This is a genomic window from Staphylococcus kloosii, from assembly GCF_032139365.1.
GTDB classification, from domain to species: domain Bacteria; phylum Bacillota; class Bacilli; order Staphylococcales; family Staphylococcaceae; genus Staphylococcus; species Staphylococcus kloosii_A.
The window spans coordinates 23,346-40,403 of record NZ_JAVTDB010000075.1 but is presented as its reverse complement, the minus strand read 5'-3'; the positions used below and the strand labels follow the sequence as shown (position 1 = coordinate 40,403).

The 17,058-nt window shown below is 34.8% G+C and carries 15 protein-coding genes; 2 read left to right on the top strand and 13 right to left on the bottom strand.

What is annotated here, in order from left to right; all coding sequences use genetic code 11:
- Nucleotides 1-375: 375 nt before the first annotated feature.
- Nucleotides 376-1,572 (top strand): M20 family metallopeptidase, encoded by a 1,197-nt coding sequence (locus RPL90_RS10190; RefSeq protein WP_398573866.1) that lies wholly within the window; start codon nucleotides 376-378, stop codon nucleotides 1,570-1,572.
- 179 nt (nucleotides 1,573-1,751) lie between these two features.
- Here the strand turns inward: RPL90_RS10190 and RPL90_RS10185 are convergent, their stop codons facing one another.
- The 3 genes from RPL90_RS10185 to RPL90_RS10175 form a co-directional block, all read right to left on the bottom strand.
- Nucleotides 1,752-2,381, bottom strand: coding sequence for a nitroreductase family protein (locus RPL90_RS10185; RefSeq protein WP_313548774.1), 630 nt, complete (start codon nucleotides 2,379-2,381; stop codon nucleotides 1,752-1,754).
- A 138-nt stretch (nucleotides 2,382-2,519) separates the two neighbouring features.
- On the bottom strand, nucleotides 2,520-3,308 hold the full coding sequence (locus RPL90_RS10180; RefSeq protein WP_313548768.1) for a sulfite exporter TauE/SafE family protein: 789 nt from the start codon (nucleotides 3,306-3,308) through the stop codon (nucleotides 2,520-2,522).
- A gap of 170 nt (nucleotides 3,309-3,478) precedes the next feature.
- A complete protein-coding gene (locus tag RPL90_RS10175) occupies nucleotides 3,479-4,105 on the bottom strand; it encodes a phosphatase PAP2 family protein (RefSeq protein ID WP_313548762.1) in 627 nt (208 codons plus the stop codon).
- A gap of 382 nt (nucleotides 4,106-4,487) precedes the next feature.
- Here RPL90_RS10175 and RPL90_RS10170 point away from each other — a divergent pair, with 382 nt between their 5' ends.
- The gene (locus tag RPL90_RS10170; protein WP_313548756.1) at nucleotides 4,488-5,633 is read left to right on the top strand and encodes a globin domain-containing protein; all 1,146 of its coding nucleotides are present in this window, start codon (nucleotides 4,488-4,490) and stop codon (nucleotides 5,631-5,633) included.
- A gap of 435 nt (nucleotides 5,634-6,068) precedes the next feature.
- On the opposite strand, the gene cysC is transcribed toward RPL90_RS10170, so the two are convergent.
- From cysC to RPL90_RS10120, 10 genes are all read right to left on the bottom strand, one after another.
- Nucleotides 6,069-6,668, bottom strand: coding sequence for an adenylyl-sulfate kinase (gene cysC, locus RPL90_RS10165; protein WP_313548750.1), 600 nt, complete (start codon nucleotides 6,666-6,668; stop codon nucleotides 6,069-6,071).
- Between the two features lie 16 nt (nucleotides 6,669-6,684).
- The gene (gene sat, locus RPL90_RS10160; RefSeq protein ID WP_313548746.1) at nucleotides 6,685-7,869 is read right to left on the bottom strand and encodes a sulfate adenylyltransferase; all 1,185 of its coding nucleotides are present in this window, start codon (nucleotides 7,867-7,869) and stop codon (nucleotides 6,685-6,687) included.
- 19 nt (nucleotides 7,870-7,888) lie between these two features.
- Nucleotides 7,889-8,797 (bottom strand): sulfite exporter TauE/SafE family protein, encoded by a 909-nt coding sequence (locus RPL90_RS10155; protein ID WP_313548742.1) that lies wholly within the window; start codon nucleotides 8,795-8,797, stop codon nucleotides 7,889-7,891.
- Between the two features lie 24 nt (nucleotides 8,798-8,821).
- The gene (locus tag RPL90_RS10150; protein ID WP_313548737.1) at nucleotides 8,822-9,439 is read right to left on the bottom strand and encodes an NAD(P)-binding protein; all 618 of its coding nucleotides are present in this window, start codon (nucleotides 9,437-9,439) and stop codon (nucleotides 8,822-8,824) included.
- 11 nt (nucleotides 9,440-9,450) lie between these two features.
- Nucleotides 9,451-10,194 carry a sirohydrochlorin chelatase gene (locus RPL90_RS10145; RefSeq protein ID WP_313548733.1) on the bottom strand — a complete coding sequence of 248 codons (744 nt, stop codon included), beginning with the start codon at nucleotides 10,192-10,194 and terminating at the stop codon, nucleotides 9,451-9,453.
- Nucleotides 10,195-10,211: 17 nt separating this feature from the next.
- Entirely contained in the window at nucleotides 10,212-10,985 is a 774-nt protein-coding gene (cobA, locus tag RPL90_RS10140) for a uroporphyrinogen-III C-methyltransferase (protein WP_313548730.1), read from the bottom strand.
- A 25-nt stretch (nucleotides 10,986-11,010) separates the two neighbouring features.
- Nucleotides 11,011-12,720 (bottom strand): NADPH-dependent assimilatory sulfite reductase hemoprotein subunit, encoded by a 1,710-nt coding sequence (locus RPL90_RS10135; RefSeq protein WP_313548727.1) that lies wholly within the window; start codon nucleotides 12,718-12,720, stop codon nucleotides 11,011-11,013.
- A 20-nt stretch (nucleotides 12,721-12,740) separates the two neighbouring features.
- The gene (locus tag RPL90_RS10130; protein ID WP_313548724.1) at nucleotides 12,741-14,567 is read right to left on the bottom strand and encodes an assimilatory sulfite reductase (NADPH) flavoprotein subunit; all 1,827 of its coding nucleotides are present in this window, start codon (nucleotides 14,565-14,567) and stop codon (nucleotides 12,741-12,743) included.
- A gap of 228 nt (nucleotides 14,568-14,795) precedes the next feature.
- Nucleotides 14,796-15,530 (bottom strand): phosphoadenylyl-sulfate reductase, encoded by a 735-nt coding sequence (locus RPL90_RS10125; RefSeq protein ID WP_313548721.1) that lies wholly within the window; start codon nucleotides 15,528-15,530, stop codon nucleotides 14,796-14,798.
- A gap of 341 nt (nucleotides 15,531-15,871) precedes the next feature.
- The gene (locus RPL90_RS10120; RefSeq protein WP_313548719.1) at nucleotides 15,872-16,939 is read right to left on the bottom strand and encodes a M20 family metallopeptidase; all 1,068 of its coding nucleotides are present in this window, start codon (nucleotides 16,937-16,939) and stop codon (nucleotides 15,872-15,874) included.
- Nucleotides 16,940-17,058: the final 119 nt, after the last annotated feature.

Below are 17,058 nucleotides of genomic sequence, written 5' to 3'. Positions count from 1 at the left end.
ATTTATCAAATCGAGATGCAAAACTTTTTTAATTAATAAGCTTATTAAATTTAGACAACTAAAACATTCACTGTAACATTTTTTAAACCCCCTTACTGTTAAACAAATAGTAAGGGGGATTTTTTATATTCAACCTATCTTATTTAAGTAAAAATAAAGTTATTATTTCCTATCAATTCCGAATAAAACGTATATCCTTCTCTATTCAAAGTGATTTAATTTTTAACTTGCTACCATTTTATTTTCCTATTATTTACTATTTAATTTGAATTGTATATATAATTAATCTAAAATTCTTTAAATGAGTTTAATTTTATAACATGAACACATTGATTCATCTATATTAGAGGGCTTCAATTTATATTTAAGAAAGAAGTGTATGTTTATGAGTCTAAAAGAACAGTTATTTCAAATTTAGAAACTAAAGAGCAAGAGATGATTGAACATCGTCGTCATCTACATCGTCATCCTGAATTATCTTTTCAAGAGGAAAATACTGCAAAGTATATCAAGTCGTTCTATGAAGGTAAAGATGTAAAATTAACGCAACCTGTGCAAGATGCGCATGCGATCATCGTAGAAATTGACAGTGGTAAACCTGGTAAAACGATTGGGTTACGCGCTGATTTTGATGCCTTACCAATTAATGAAGAAACAGATGTACCTTTTAAATCTGAAAACGAAGGCGTTATGCATGCGTGTGGTCATGATGCACATACAGCCTATCTACTTGGTGTAGCAGACGCTTTAATCGAAGTTAAAGATCAGCTTGCTGGCAAGATTAAAATAATTCATCAACATGCTGAAGAACAACCACCTGGTGGCGCACAACAAATTATAAATTCGGGCGCCTTAGATGACTTAGATGAAGTATATGGCATTCACATCGTCCCTGCCGTAACACCCGATACAATTCTTTACAATAAAAACAATGCATTTTCTGGAAGTTCAACGTTCACACTTAAAATCAATGGTTTAGGTGGACATGCTTCGAGCCCTCATAAAACGCATGATGCGATTGTTGCCGGTACAAATTTTGTCAATTCAATTCAGACCATAGTCTCTCGTAGAATTGACCCATTACAAATGGGTGTCGTGACTGTTGGTGCATTTGAAGCACCTGGCGCTAGCAACGTCATTCAAGATTCAGTAACAATCAAAGGAACTGCGCGTTATTTAGATGCCGAATTGGAACAATTTATGTATCAAGAAATTGATAAAATAGCGCAAAGCGTTGCACTTGGTTTTGATGTTACTTATGACTTAGATTATACATTTGGTTACCCTGTGTTATACAATCACCCTACTGAAACAGATAATGTTGCTCGTGTGTTATCAGAAAGTAAAGGAGATTACTTCAAACATTTAATGGAAATTCCACCTGTTACCGGATCTGAAGATTTTGCATACTATCTTCAAAAAGTACCTGGTACTTTTTATATTGTCGGTAGTAAACCATATGACGTTGAAGATCCTTATATGAATCATCATCCTAAATTTGATGTTAATGAAGACTGTCTCCTTGTAGCTGCAAAATCTCTTACGGATATCGCTTTAGATAGATTACAATAAAAATAAGGGAGCGGGACAAAATTCTTAAATTTGTAAGAGGATTTTTACTCCCGCCCCAGCAAAAATGACTAAAGTTAAAAGCAGCTTGATACAAGCGCTTTTCAATTCAGTCATCTACTGCCCATATAAAAGTAGAGCCTGAAGACAATATATGTCCCAGGCTCTTATTGTTTAATTAATTATACGTATTGCATAACTTTATCTACTGGCATTCTATAAGAAGCACGTGCTTCTCTTGCTGCTTTACCAATTGCAATGATAACGACTGGCACATAACGTTCAGAATCTAAACCTAATGCTTCAGCGATTTGATCTTCTTCAAAGCCACCAATTGGATTTGTATCATAGCCATGTTCTTTCGCCACTAACATAAATTGCATAGCTGCTAAACTGCTATCAATTTTTACGACATCATTAATTTTTTGTGTTGAATATGTTTGATACACTTCATTAATTTTAGATAATAATTGCTCTTTTACATCTGCAGGCATTAAATCATTTTCAACTGCTTGGGAATAAATAAATTCACCATTTTCATGACTCTCTTTGTCTCCAAAAATAACGACCATTGCAGATGAAGTATCATTTTGATTAGTATTAAATTGAACTAATGGACGTAACTTGTCTTTACCTTCGTCACTTTCAACAACTACAAATCTCCATGGTTGTAAGTTAACAGAAGATGGCGCCATTGTTGCTTTACGAATCATTTCTTCCATTTCTTCGTGGGGGATTTTATAATTTTCATCAAATAATTTAATTGATTTTCTTCCGTTTAACACTTCACTAAAACTATTATTTACAGTCACTTTACTTCCTTCTTTCTAATAATAAATTACACTTAATTTAATTCCACATAGAGTATAATAATTATATCAGAGCAATATTGCAATAGTTAAGCTCACTTTAATTATTTTTTCTTTAATTTTACATACACGCCTGGAATTTTATAGACTGCTAAAGCCTTTATAAATTAAATAAATACTCATTAATATCAATACTATTTTGAGTAAGTTTGATAACTTGGCTGAATCGATACTACGGTTAATTGTCACACCGATTTTAGTACCAATATAACTTGCAATGATTAATACTAAGCCATAATGCCAGATGACATGCCCTTGCACGACATGCCCTAATGTACTTGCTAAACTTGAAGTAAAGATAATAATCATGCTAGTAGCCACTGCCACGTGTGGAGAAAAATTAAATGCAATAATCATTAACGGAGTCATTAAGACGCCTCCACCGATACCGAAGAGACCTGCACTAATACCAACAAAGAATGAAAAGATTATTGCTACCGGTGTGTTGACCTTTTGTTCAGCATCTGAAGATTTTTTAGCCGCTAAATAATCCTTAACTATTAATACAATTGAAATAATAAATAGAAATATTCCAAAAATAATATTGAAGTATACATCATTTAAAAAACGACTTAAATATGCACCTACTAATGAACCGGGAATAATTCCAATTGAAAATAGAAAACCGTGTTTAAGATCAATCGTATTTTTACCTTTCTTACGATAAGCTATGATCGAAAACAGGCCTGTAAAGACTAAAGTTAACGATGAAATACCGACTGCTGTTTGTGTCGTAATACCTGTAAGCAAGTCTGTTTTAGAACCTAAATAAACTAATGTCGGTACGATAATTATACCGCCACCTACACCGATTAACGAACCTATTATAGCTGATATCACCCCAATTAGGATTAACACTACAATTGTCATAGTTACACACCTTTCTTAAACATGAACATATATTTTTCACATATAAGTATTCTAACATGTTTACATAGCACTTTAGTCAGTAAATTTATATTGCATTAGACATAGTAAAAGCGGGACTCAAATCATTAAGATTTCAGTCCCGCGCTGTTAATCATTATCAATTTGTTCATTTAATATGAAACAGTTCTTTTATTATAAGTATCTTTCTCAGGTTCTGTATTTTTATTACGTGATAATGCATGTAAATGTTGATGGTTTAACGTTAACAACATAATGCCGATGACAAGCAAACTACCAATGGTATCTGAAAAATAGTGCGCATGTACAAAGATTCTTGATACGATAATACCTGCAATCAGTAGCACACCAATCACTTTAGCCCAACTACTGTGCGTAACTAAAATAACTAAACTAACTACTAAGCAAACACTTAATACGTGCATACTAGGGAAACTATAACCATCAAAATGCATAGATGGTCTAGGTCGTTCAATTGCATATTTCATAATAGTACCAATTAAGAATACACAAAAACTCCAAAATCCTAGTAACCAAAATTTAGCTCTATTAACAAAGAATAGTATAGCTAAAATTATAAGGACCATAATTAAACAATTAAACGGTTCAAATATAGTTGATAACAGACTTAAAATAAGATTTAAAAAGTCATTATCTAAGTATTTATGTAACGCCTGATATACTGCTTGATCGATACCACTTATGCTGCCAGTAATTATTGCAATTAATAAGGCAATCAACAGTACATAGAGGATAATCATCCCGAAAATCTTTTTCATTATGTGGAGCTCCTTTATTTCTATATTAAATTGAAGTAAATTCATCTAAAAATTTATATTACCATGCAAGTCGACTGTAAAACATATTTTATTGTTAAAATTTGAGTATTATCATCAGTTAATCAAATTTGCTACTTTTTAACAATCATACTTTAGTTCCATATAGCTCAATTCAACCGTAATTAGCTTTAAAATTACGTAAGCTATGATTCACAGTAAATCAATTTTATTAATTAACTATGTAGATTAATTTAATAAATATGTAGTTAGTTTTTAATTTTGTCAAATTTTTTCGAATCTTTTGTGACATTCATTTTATTTTATTGTATGTGCTCTCATTTATGTTAATAATGTAGTTGTAATCAATGAGGAGGTATTCAAAATGTTAACAGAAAAAGAAATACAGACAATTAGAGAAACGGTACCACTACTTAAAGAACACGGTCAAACAATCACTTCAAAATTCTATAGTAGATTGTTTAATGAACATCCTGAATTAAAAAATGTGTTTAACCAAACAAATCAGAAAAAAGGTTTACAATCTTCAGCTTTAGCTATGGCAGTATTAGCAGCTGCAGAACACATTGATGATTTATCACCCATCGTACCTGTAATTATGCCAGTGGTATACAAACACTGTGCGTTACAAGTTCTTCCAGACCACTATCCTATCGTTGGCGAAAATTTATTATGGGCCATTAAAGAAGTTACTGGACTTACTGATGACAGTGAAGTTATCCAAACTCGGGGTAAAGCTTATCAAGAAATAGCTGACGCATTCATAGGATTAGAAAAACAAGTATACGAACAAATGGCTTGGTCAGGTTTTAAGCCATTTGAAATTACTCATATCAACCAAGAAACTAGCCTTATTAAATCATTCACAGTAAAATCTGACGCTATCGATTTAAGTCAATTTACACCGGGTCAATATATTACAGTAGATATTGATAGTCCTAAATTACCTTACAAAGCGAAAAGACATTATTCAATCGTTGATGGTGACGAAGACTATTTAACATTTGGCGTGCGTAGAGACGTTTCAGAAGAACACGAAGGTGAAGTATCAACAATTCTTCACGATGACATTGAAATAGGTGATACTATTTTACTTTCAGCACCTGTGGGTGGCTTCGGTATTGTAAACAGCGAAAACAAACAGTTATTCTTGGGCTCAGGTGTCGGTGTAACACCATTAGTATCTATGTTTAGACAATCAGTTTCTGAACTTACACCTTCAACTTTCGTTCAAGTAACTTCTGATAGTGATAACGTTGCATTTGAAGACGTGTTAAAAACAATTGAACAACAAGATGATAACAGCAACTTAAAATTACACTATCGCGATACAGAGGGATACATTAACGCAGAAGATTTACAACAACTTATCGATGAAGATACAGAAATTTATGTATGTGGTGGACAATCATTTATTAACTCTATGATCGTGAACTTAAAAACTTTAAATGTTCCTGAAAGCAAAATTCACTTCGAAACATTCGTACCAAGATTAAGTTTCGCAGTATAATATATGAAATCAATTTTAATAAAACGTCATAATAGCACGAGTAATCATAGTTTTAATACTATTATCAAAATATGTAACAACTAAAACAAAATCCGTTAACAACTTCTTTAAAATGAAAAGGGAGCGCGACAAAAATCTTATAGTTATAAAAAAATTTTGTAGTCGCGCCACAGCAAGGATGACTAGAATTGAAAACAGCTTGCTACAAACGCATTTTCAATCCAGTCATAAAGTCACATACTATCAATATAAAAACAAGATAAGATTAAGCTTTGTTACGATTTTGCATCGTGCTGACGCCTTGGTGAATCGTATGAGTGAGAGACTACAGACTCGAACCATACTATCCTAAATCAAGGCAAGCATGCACGGCAAAATCACAGGATTAAAAAATAGAGCCTGAAGACACATGTCTCAGGCTCTATTTTTTTACTTCTATAAGTATTTATTTTCCTTCATGTAATTTATAATTTCTTCTACCGCTTCTTCAACCGATAATTGTTCTGTATCAATAACAATTTCAGGATTAGTAGGTACTTCATACGGTGCATTGATACCTGTGAAGCCTTGTATTTCTCCTGCACGTGCTTTTTGATATAAACCTTTAGGATCACGCGATTCGCAACCTTCTAGACTACATTTCGTATAAACTTCAATAAACTCACCATCATCTAATGTTGCACGTACTTGTTCTCTATCTTCTTCATAAGGTGAAATAAAAGCAGTCATCGTTAATAACCCTGCATCAGCCATTAATTTCCCTACTTCACCAATACGTCGAATATTTTCTTTACGGTCTTCAGGACTAAAACCAAGATTATTATTCAAGCCGTGTCGAATATTGTCACCATCTAGTCGGTAAGTATGCACTTGTTGCTCAAAAAGTGCTTTTTCTAACGCTACTGAAACCGTTGATTTACCTGAACCCGATAACCCTGTAAACCATACTACAGCACTTTTGTGATTGTTACGTTGTTGTCGTTGTGCTTTCGTTACTTCCGAATCATGCCATGTTATATTTGTTGCTTCGCTCATTCGTTTCACTCCTAAATTATGCTTTTGTTTCTTGTAATCCTTTAATCAATACATCCGCAACTTCTGGTCTTGAGAATTCTTTTGGTAGTCGTTCACCGTTACGTAGTTTCTCACGTACTTTCGTACCACTTAAGTGGACGTGATAAGACTGATCGTGAGGACAAGTTTTAGCAGTCGCCATGTTGTCACATTTCGTGCAATAAAACGCATGTTCAAATTTGAATATTTGAATACCTAATTCGTCTTCATATTGTGCAATCAGTTCTTGTGCGTCATAAGTACCATAATAATCGCCTACACCTGCGTGATCTCTACCTACAATAAAATGAGTACAACCATAGTTTTTACGTACGGTCGCATGTAAAATAGCTTCTCTTGGACCTGCATAGCGCATCGCTGCAGGATAAATAACTAATCTATTACGTTCTGCAGGATAGTAATGTTTCAAAATGACTTGGTAACTTTCCATACGTACATCGGCAGGAATATCATCAGATTTTGTCTCACCAACTAAAGGATTTAACAATAATCCATCTACAGATTCTAAAGCTGCTTTTTGAATATATTCATGTGCACGGTGAACGGGGTTTCTAGTTTGGAAGCCTACTACGGTTTTCCAACCTAAATCTGCAAATAATTGTCTTGTTTCAGAAGGATCTAAATGAAAGTCAACAAACTCATCATGTTTTGGACGGTCTACGAGTTCGATAGGACCTGCTAAATAAACATTACCTTTTTCAAATACTTTTTGGACGCCAGGGTGAGCCACTTCAGTCGTTCCATAAACTTTTTGAGCTTCATTCTCTTTATCATAAGTATATTTTTCTTCAAGCGTTAACACACCATATAAATGATTATCTTTACCATATAGTGCAACTTGTTGTCCAATTTCAAAAGTATCAGCTTGCGCTTCAGTAACTGGTAAAGTAATAGGGATACTCCACACTAAACCATTGGCAAGATGTAAATTTTCAACGACATTCGTATAATCATCTTCACCCATAAATCCTGTCAATGGACTGAAACCACCTATAGCGATTAATTCTAGGTCAGATAAACTCCAAGGATTTAAAGTTAGCGATGGAAATGTTTGTGCTGCTGAGATAAGTTCTTCTTTACGCGTTCCTTCAGCTTGTCTATTAACAAGTTCACCACCATGTGGCTTAATTGTATTTTCAAGTAATGCTTTAGATAATGTCATTTTGTCTACTCCTTTTTAGTTAATTGGCTTGATCAATTTTGTTAGTTTGTTTTTTAGGGGACAGGAATGGTAGTTGCTTATTTTGATACAACGTAAATATTGCTAAAGCAAACCATAAGACGATAACTACAATTTTCACTATGTTTCCTACCACAGGATCGTCTACAAAGGTACTTAATAATGTATTAATATTTGTGAAAATAATAATACCTCCAACGCAAACTGCTAATAAATATACAGGCAATATTTTCACAATCCATGCTGCAAATGGCGCGGCTATGGCACCACCGACAGCTAAGGCAATGACTAAACCAATATCAATAAGATGCCATCCTAAGAAAATAATGAATCCAATTGATGCCGATAAAGTAATAAAGAATTCACTTGCAGATACGGTGCCGATTACGTAACGTGGTTCAATTTTGTTACGCGATAAAAACAATGGGGTATTGACTGGTCCCCAGCCCCCACCACCTATAGTATCTAAAAATCCTGCGATAATGCCTTGAGGTATAATTTGCCATTTAGAAAATGTGCCGCCTTTTAGCTTTTTTTCATGTTGCTTTCTAAAGACGAATTGATAAATAATAAACAATCCCATCGTTAGTAGGAATATTGAAATAAAAGGTTTAATTAGGCCACTGTCTAACTTACTCAATAGTGCTGCGCCTATGAATGCTGCTATCGAGCCTGGAAGTGCTAATTTCACAACCATCTTTTTATCTACATTTTTAAATTTATAATGTGAGACACCTGAAGCTGCTGTAGTTGCAATTTCAGAAAAATGGATAGTCGCAGAAACAATAGCTGGCGTAATACCTGCCGTTAATAATATAGAAGATGACGTTGCACCGAAGCCCATGCCTAATGATCCATCAATCATTTGCGCAAAGAATCCAGCGAGTGCAAATATTAATAATTTTTTCATTTAGCACTGTCTTCCTTTCGTCTATCATATTTGTGAATTGAGCCAACTCAATGCTCTTTGTTGCTGCGCCGGTTTTTTATATTCGTCGGCTAACACTTCACTTAACAATTGATTCTTTTTCAGTTCATTAACATTAAGTTGCTTTACCATTTGTCGATATTTATATAAAAAATCTACGTAAGCTCCATAATCTTCTGTATATTGCTCTTTTAATTGTCGAACTATATCAGCAGTAAGTTTTGGACTGGCGCCACTCGTAGATATAGCGATAGATAATTTGCTTCGTTGAATGATTGCGGGAAAGACTGCATTACCTGAATTAGCTTCACTAGCCATATTAACGAGCGCGTGTGCCGGCGCGTGTGCTTTAATCTCATTATTTACTGTTGTATTATCCGTTGCTACAATGATAAAATCCGCATTATTTATATCAGACAACTCATATTTCTTCGCATGCCAAGTTACAAAACCTTGTTCATTATAATATGCCAACGTTTCTGTTAAATGAGGGCTGACAATGTCGAGATGCGAGATATACTGTAGTAACGTTTTAACTCTACGTTCTGCAATTTTACCGCCACCAATAACCACGACACGTTTTTCTGACAAATCTATTAATAACGGCATGAATGACATTATCATACCCCCTTTCTTTATTGTTGTGGTGATGTTGTTAATGTTTCATAAACGAGATCTTTTAATGCTTCTTTCATCGCTTCGTGATGTCCTAGATGATCACACAATATAATATCTCCATGTTCTTTTGAATCATCTACTGTTTGTCGAATATGTTTCTCTAATACGCCTGTAAACCATATATATGGTACAATAAAAATTTGAGAATATTCTGAATCTAACGCGGATGAAAGTGCATCTTCAAAAGATGGTTTGCATGCTGCAAGATAACACACATCGATATCTTTAAAACCAGTAATTATACCTAGTTCATGTGCAATAGCCTCGATATCAATCTTGGTTTGTGGATTATAACTTCCACGCCCGACGACTAAAATTTTAGCATCGTCATGTGGGACAACGTTTGTTTCATCTATACGTTCTTTTAGTATGTGTGTAAGTCTAGATTGTACGCCTAATGGTTGCCCATAAGTAAACGTAAGGTCAGGATAGTGCTTTTTGGCTTCATCTAGTTCGGCTGGAATGTCTTTAAAATAATGACCCGCGCTAAGTAACAAGACTGGTATAACTGAAATTTCAGTAGCCCCTTTCTTTACTAATGTTTCAATACCTTGAGCTACAGTAGGTTCAGCTAATTCTAAAAAACAAATCTCTTGTAAAGGGACATCTACTTTATGTTGTACAGCTTCAATAAATTGAATTGCCTCCGCAGTTGCTTCAGCAATTCGACTTCCATGGCTGACATATAATACTCCACGCATAACGCTACCTCCAATAATTAATAACTTATTGCTTCTAACAAATCATCTTGAAGTTGCGTTGATTCAAACCAACTAATTTTATCTCTTAATTTAACAACCTCTCCAACGATAATCATTGCTGGATTTTTAATACCTTCTGCACGTTTCACTATATCTGTTAAAGTTCCGGTAACTGTTTGTTGATTATCTGTAGTGCCATAATGAACAAGTGCTACGGGTGTGTCTTCGTTTTTACCATGCTTTAATAATAGGCTACAAATATCTGGTAATTTTTTAACGCCCATGTATATACATAACGTATCAGGACCATGCACTAAACTTTTCCAATAGTCATCAGCATCTACACTATCTTTAATTACACCTGTAACAAAAGCTACGGACGAACTGTAATCACGATGTGTTACTGGAATACCAGCATAAGCTGGAGCAGCAACGCCTGATGTAATACCAGGAACAATTTCATATTGTATATCCGCTGCCGCTAGTTGTTCAGCTTCTTCCCCACCTCTTCCGAAAATAAATGGGTCTCCGCCTTTAAGCCTTGTCACAGTATTACCATTTTGAGCTAAGTCAACGAGTAAATCGTTTATTTCTTCTTGTGGCAATGAATGATGGTTTGGATGTTTACCGCAATACACTAACTTTGCTTCAGATGATGCGTAATCTAATAGTGATTGATTAACGAGACGATCATATAATATTACATCTGCTTGTTCTATTGCTTTTACGCCCTTGACCGTTATTAAATCTGGGTCACCAGGCCCGGCTCCAACTAAAAATACTTTTCCCATTATGCCACCTCATTTTTGAAATATATTAGCTATGAAATTTTTGGCCATCTGTAACTTTTTCAACAATACCTGCACGAACAACGAAGTCACCAAAGTGCTCGCCTTCTTCTCTTTCTTTTGCATATTGAAGGAAAATCGGTCCTAATATTTCTAAAATTTCTTCTTCGCCAATATTTTCTTTATATAATTTATTCAATCTATCTCCAATAAAGCCCCCACCAAGATATAAATTATACTTACCTGGTGCTTTACCAATAAATGCAATTTCTGCTAATGCTGGTCTCGCACAACCGTTAGGACAACCCGTCATACGAATCGTAATTTCTTCTTCTTGTAAACCTGCTTCATCTAATAAACCTTCGATTTTATTCAATAGCGATGGCAAATAACGTTCAGATTCAGCCATTGCTAAACCACATGTAGGAAATGCAACACAAGCCATTGAATTACGACGTAGACCTGAATAATTTTCACCATCGGTAATTCCATATTCATCGATAATTTCTTGGATGGCAGATTTTTGTTCTTCAGCAACATTCGCTATAACTAAATTTTGGTTAGGAGAAAGTCTGAAATCACCAGTGTGTATTTCAGCAATGGCTCTTAACGCAGTTTTTAATTTATAGTCTTTTGTATCTTTGACACGTCCATTTTGAATAAATAATGTAAAGTGCCATTTGCCACTTCCTTCTGTCCAACCATAGCGATCACCATTGTGCTCAAAATGGAAATCGCGTGTTGCTTCAATTTCATATCCTAAACGTCTATTAAGTTCTTCTCGTACCCACTCTAGGCCTAATCTATCCACTGTATATTTAAAACGTGCATTCGTACGTTCTTTACGGTTACCGTAATCACGTTGAATTGTTAAGATTTTCTCACAAACATCAATAATTTTGTCTTTAGGTACATAGCCTAGTAATTTACCAACTTGCGGATAAGTTTCTGGCATACCGTGTTTCATTCCCATACCTCCACCGACGGAAATATTGAAACCAATTAATTTTTCGTCATCATCTGTTATGGCAATTAATCCAATGTCTTGTGAATAAACGTCAACATCGTTGGACGGTGGTACGGAAATTCCAATTTTAAATTTACGTGGTAGATAAGTGCGCCCATACATAGGCTCCACTTCTTCGCTTGTACTTAAGACCTTTTCACCATCTAACCATATTTCATGATAAGCGCCTGTTTGCGGTGATAAATGGTTACTAATTTTTGTTGCATAGTCATTTACTTCCTCATGCACGCCTGATTGATAAGGATTGGGGTTACACATTACGTTACGGTTTACGTCTCCACAAGCAGCAAGTGAGTCCATAAGTGCGTTGTTAATACTTTGCATGGATGATTTAAGATTACGTTTTAAAATACCGTGGAATTGGAACGCTTGTCTTGTTGTTAATTTAATCGTGTGGTTAGCATAAGTATCTGAAATGTCGTCCATTGCAATCCATTGTTCAGGTGTTGCAGTTCCTCCAGGTACACGGACTCTAATCATAAAACTGTATGCCGGTTCTAATTTTTGTTTACGTCTTTCATCACGTATGTCTCTATCATCTTGCATATAACTACCATGGAATTTTAATAATTTTGTATCATCTTCGGCAATTGCTCCCGTAATAGGATCTTCTAAACCTTCGACGATTGTTCCTCTAAGGTAATTACTCTCTGCTTTAATTCGTTCCATTTCATCGAGTTTTTCTAGTAACTCTGAATTAAAATCAGCCATGCTTTCATCCCTTTCTAAACTTAATAAATATCGCGTTGATATCTTTGCTCTGTCTTCATTTGATTTAAGTATGCTTCCGCATCTGCTTCGCTCATGTTACCTTCTTTTGCGATGACACGAAGAATCGCTTCATTAACATCTTTAGCCATATATTTCTCATCACCACATACGTAAATGGCAGCTCCTTCTTCTAACCATTTGAAGAATAATTCACTATTCTCTTCGATACGGTGTTGAACATATACTTTCTCATCAGTGTCACGAGAAAAGGCAACATCTAGTTTGCTTAATATGCCATCATTTAGCCATGTTTGCCAATCTGTTTGGTATAAGAAGTCTATCGTAAAGTGTTGTTCTCCGAAGAAAAGCCAAGTATTACCTTTTAAGTCTAATTCTTCACGTTCTTCAAGATAGCTTCTGAATGGTGCTACGCCTGTGCCCGGTCCAATCATGATTACTTTTTTATCTTCCTCAAATGGGAATTTAAAGTTTGGGTTTTTCTTCAGGTACATTTTCACAGTATCGCCCGGTTGCACGCGTTCAGCTAATTGAATTGAGCAAACGCCTTCGCGGTCTCTATCGTGTGCGTTATATCTCACAGCGCCTACTGTTATATGCACTTCATCAGGATTTGCTTTGTAACTGCTTGCAATTGAGTATTCTCTAGCTGGTAATTTTCTTAGCGCTTCTAGCAAATCACTTGGTTGAATATTTGAAGCATTGTATGCTTTGAAGAAGTCGATTAAGTCACGTCCTTCAACGTAAGTTTGAACCCAACCATCTTCGGCTAATTTGTCGTTTAGTGAGTCATCGTTCACTAATTCCGCTAATTTCTTCACTAAAGGAATCGTTAATTTAGTAATCTCAAAATGTCCCGTAAATGCTTCAGTTAAGGAAGCAGTATTACCTTTGTTGTCTATTTCAACTGTCAGTTCTGGATCCCAACCAAGTAAGCTGATAAGTTGTGTTACTATGACTGGATCATTTTCAGGAATGATTGCTAAACAATCGCCCGGTTCAAATCCTTCACCATAATTATCTAATAATAATTCAACGTGTCTCACTTCTTTATTGGAACCGCGTCCAGTTAAGTTAATGTTCTCTAAAACTTCCGCTTCATAAGGATTTGATTTAGAATATTTTTTCTCTTTTGCAGATTGCACAGTTTCAGTAGTTTCTGCCACTGCAGCACGATTATCATCTGGGCCGCTCAGTGCTGCTAAAACATTTTGCATCCAATTTTCTGCTGGTTCATCAAAGTCTAAATCACAATCAACTCTATCTGTTAAACGTTCGCCACCTAATTCAGCTAAGCGTGCATCAAAGTCTTTCCCTGTCTGACAGAAAAATTCATATGATTCATCACCTAAGGCTAATACTGAATAGCGTAATCCTTCTAATTTAGGTGCTTTTCTACTATGTAAAAATTCATGGAATGTTATCGCGTTATCTGGTGGATCTCCTTCACCGTGAGTCGCTGAAACGATAAATAAGTCTTCAACTTTTTTCAGTTCTTTAGTTTTGAAGGCATCCATTGAAGATAGTGTTACTGTATAACCATTTTCAGTTAGCCTTTGGTCTAATAATTCAGCAAGACTTTGCGCATTTCCCGTTTCTGAACCATAAAGCACTGTAATATCTCTTGGTTTTACGGCTTCTGTACTTGGTGTTGCTTCGGGTACTTGTTGTATCTGTTGTGTATCATCGCTTGTCATAGATCCTTGTTGATTCGCAGCTAAATACCCACTCAACCAAAAACGCTGTTCTGGTGTCAACGATTGGACGAGTTGATTTAATTGTGCTGCTTGCTCTTCATTAAATGGACTGTTCGTTACGCTAAATTGCAAGGGAATTTCACCTCATATATTAATATTTGACTAGTATTGTAATTGGAATAGTGCGAAAAAAACTATCAATACTAGTCATTTCGCTTTATAAATATAATATATAACAACTTTTTAAAATCACTTAGCAAATAGATGTTAAACTATTAAAATTTTATAAACGTATAATTCCAATTAGAATACTAGGTTTTAGGTTTTAAAAAATAAGCTATTTAACAATAGCACTGTCAATTACTTAGAATTATTATCTACAGTGTGTAGACCACACTCAGTTTTACCAAATCCAGACCATCTTCCCTCACGTGAGTCTCCAGAGGCTGAAACAGCTGATGTACAAGGTATACATCCAATACTTGGATAATTAAAGTCATGTAATTCATTGTAAGTTAAATCGTGACGCTCAATGTATTGCCATACATCATCCCATGTCCAATGGATAAGCGGACAAACCTTAATAGACTTAAAACGTTCATCTTTATTTAAGAAATCTGTATTTTGGCGACTTGGAGATTGTTCACGACGTAAACCAGAAACCCAAGCTGTGGCACCAGATAAGACTTCTTCTAATGGTTTAATCTTACGTATATAGCAACATTGATTAGGATCTTTCTTCCATAATGCTGGACCATATTGTTCAGATTGCTCATCTAACGTTAAATCCGGTTTTTTAAGTTCAATATTTAATTCAGGGTATCTTTCTTTCACTCTGTCAATGAGATCGTATGTTTCTTGAAAGTGTAAATCTGTGTCTAGAAAAACTATCTTAGCATCGGGTCTTACTTTTGATATTAAATCTATTAAAATCATACCCTCTGCACCAAAGCTACAAGAATAAATAATGTTATCTCCGTAACTGTCATACGCCCTTTTTAACACTTCATAAGCGCCTTTAGTTTCATTATCTATATCGATATTTTGAAACACATCGGAAGTAAAATTATTATAGGTAACCTTTGTTTCTGTCATAAATTATAGGCCCCCTCGTATTATTAAATTACTACGTTATTAACTCTGCATAAACTCTAATTTAGAATTTTTAGAAAATAATAATTATGCTAATTACCATACCCGATGTACCTATACATGTCAATACAATTTTAATAGCTAAAAACCATATACAAGCGCTTAAAAAAGCTATAAACACGATGATGTAAGCATCTATAATTAAGTAAAAAATAAACACTTTTTATTTTCAAAATAATATATTTAATTACATTAATTTTAGTCTGGCTTATTTTGAATATATTTTTAATTAATGACATCATCGTTTCATTTATAGCGTCCCTTCAGTCTCACGCACCTCTAAATTACATATTTTGCGCGAATGTAACAATAATATCTTTATAATTATCGACCGATTCAACTTCAACGTATTCTCCATCTCCATGCCAGTGATTACCACTCGGTCCAAATTCGACGGCAGGAACATTAAATCGAGAGAAATAACGTGTATCTGCAAAACCATGCTGTCCAAATAATTTCACTTCATCTTTATTCGTATGTTGTTTTATAGCAGTAACTAATTGTTGAATATAAGGTTCATCTTTGTCATTCATTACCGGTGGGCCTTCAAGATTTATATGAATTGCTCCATCGGTAATACTTTCTATTTCTCTTAGTATTTGTGCTTTGTTTTGCGTTGGTAAATAGCGAATATCAAAAGATAGCGTACAGGCGTCAGGTACTTTGTTATAAACGTCTCCACCGTGTATTTTAGCTAAATTAATAGACGGACCATCGTAAAATTCCGTACTTTCACTCGCAAACGGTAATGTTAACAATTGATGATACACTTCAAAAGCTTTGGCAATGGCATTTTCACCTTCCCACGGACGACTGCCATGTGCCGACGAGCCCGACAATTCAATATCGATTTGCAAAATACCTTTTGCCTGAAAACCAATATCAATTTGTGTTGGTTCAGGACAAATAACGAAATCTCCTAAATAACCTTCGTTAGTTAAATAATTAGCGCAATGACCACCACCAACTTCTTCATCAGTTACCAGCTGTAATTGTACTTTTGTTTGTTTTAAGTCCAATTGATTTAGTTCGGAAATGGCAACCATAATCGCTGCAACACCAGCTTTCATATCTGCACTACCTCGTCCATAAAGTTTGCCATCTTCCAATACTGGCTCGAATTGGGTTTCTTTACCACTTACGACATCAACATGTCCATTTAATACTAATGTTTTATCCCCTTGTCCTACTTCACAAATCAGCATACTAAAGCCATTATTATTTATGATCTCGGCTGTGAGCCCTTCGTTAGCCAACCACTGCTTACAAAAGTTAATTGTTTCATTAGCAACGGTTTTATCAGAACTATCGTATTTAATTAATTGTTGTAGTAACGCTATTGTTTTGCTCATCTTATACCCCTCCGTCTATTAATTTTGAAAAAAGTATAAGTTATTTTCTGAATATTGACAAGGTTTAGATAATTTAATACAATAAAGTTAACTTGGAGCATGACTCCAATATTTATACA

Bases quoted from the DNA above. Each gene is read 5' to 3' on its own strand.
- RPL90_RS10180 (WP_313548768.1), bottom strand. From the start codon at position 3,308: ATGACAATTGTAGTGTTAATCCTAATTGGGGTGATATCAGCTATAATA.
- RPL90_RS10175 (WP_313548762.1), bottom strand. From the start codon at position 4,105: ATGAAAAAGATTTTCGGGATGATTATCCTCTATGTACTGTTGATTGCC.
- RPL90_RS10170 (WP_313548756.1), top strand. From the start codon at position 4,488: ATGTTAACAGAAAAAGAAATACAGACAATTAGAGAAACGGTACCACTA.
- cysC (WP_313548750.1), bottom strand. From the start codon at position 6,668: ATGAGCGAAGCAACAAATATAACATGGCATGATTCGGAAGTAACGAAA.
- sat (WP_313548746.1), bottom strand. From the start codon at position 7,869: ATGACATTATCTAAAGCATTACTTGAAAATACAATTAAGCCACATGGT.
- RPL90_RS10155 (WP_313548742.1), bottom strand. From the start codon at position 8,797: ATGAAAAAATTATTAATATTTGCACTCGCTGGATTCTTTGCGCAAATG.
- RPL90_RS10150 (WP_313548737.1), bottom strand. From the start codon at position 9,439: ATGATAATGTCATTCATGCCGTTATTAATAGATTTGTCAGAAAAACGT.
- RPL90_RS10145 (WP_313548733.1), bottom strand. From the start codon at position 10,194: ATGCGTGGAGTATTATATGTCAGCCATGGAAGTCGAATTGCTGAAGCA.
- cobA (WP_313548730.1), bottom strand. From the start codon at position 10,985: ATGGGAAAAGTATTTTTAGTTGGAGCCGGGCCTGGTGACCCAGATTTA.
- RPL90_RS10135 (WP_313548727.1), bottom strand. From the start codon at position 12,720: ATGGCTGATTTTAATTCAGAGTTACTAGAAAAACTCGATGAAATGGAA.
- RPL90_RS10125 (WP_313548721.1), bottom strand. From the start codon at position 15,530: ATGACAGAAACAAAGGTTACCTATAATAATTTTACTTCCGATGTGTTT.
- RPL90_RS10120 (WP_313548719.1), bottom strand. From the start codon at position 16,939: ATGAGCAAAACAATAGCGTTACTACAACAATTAATTAAATACGATAGT.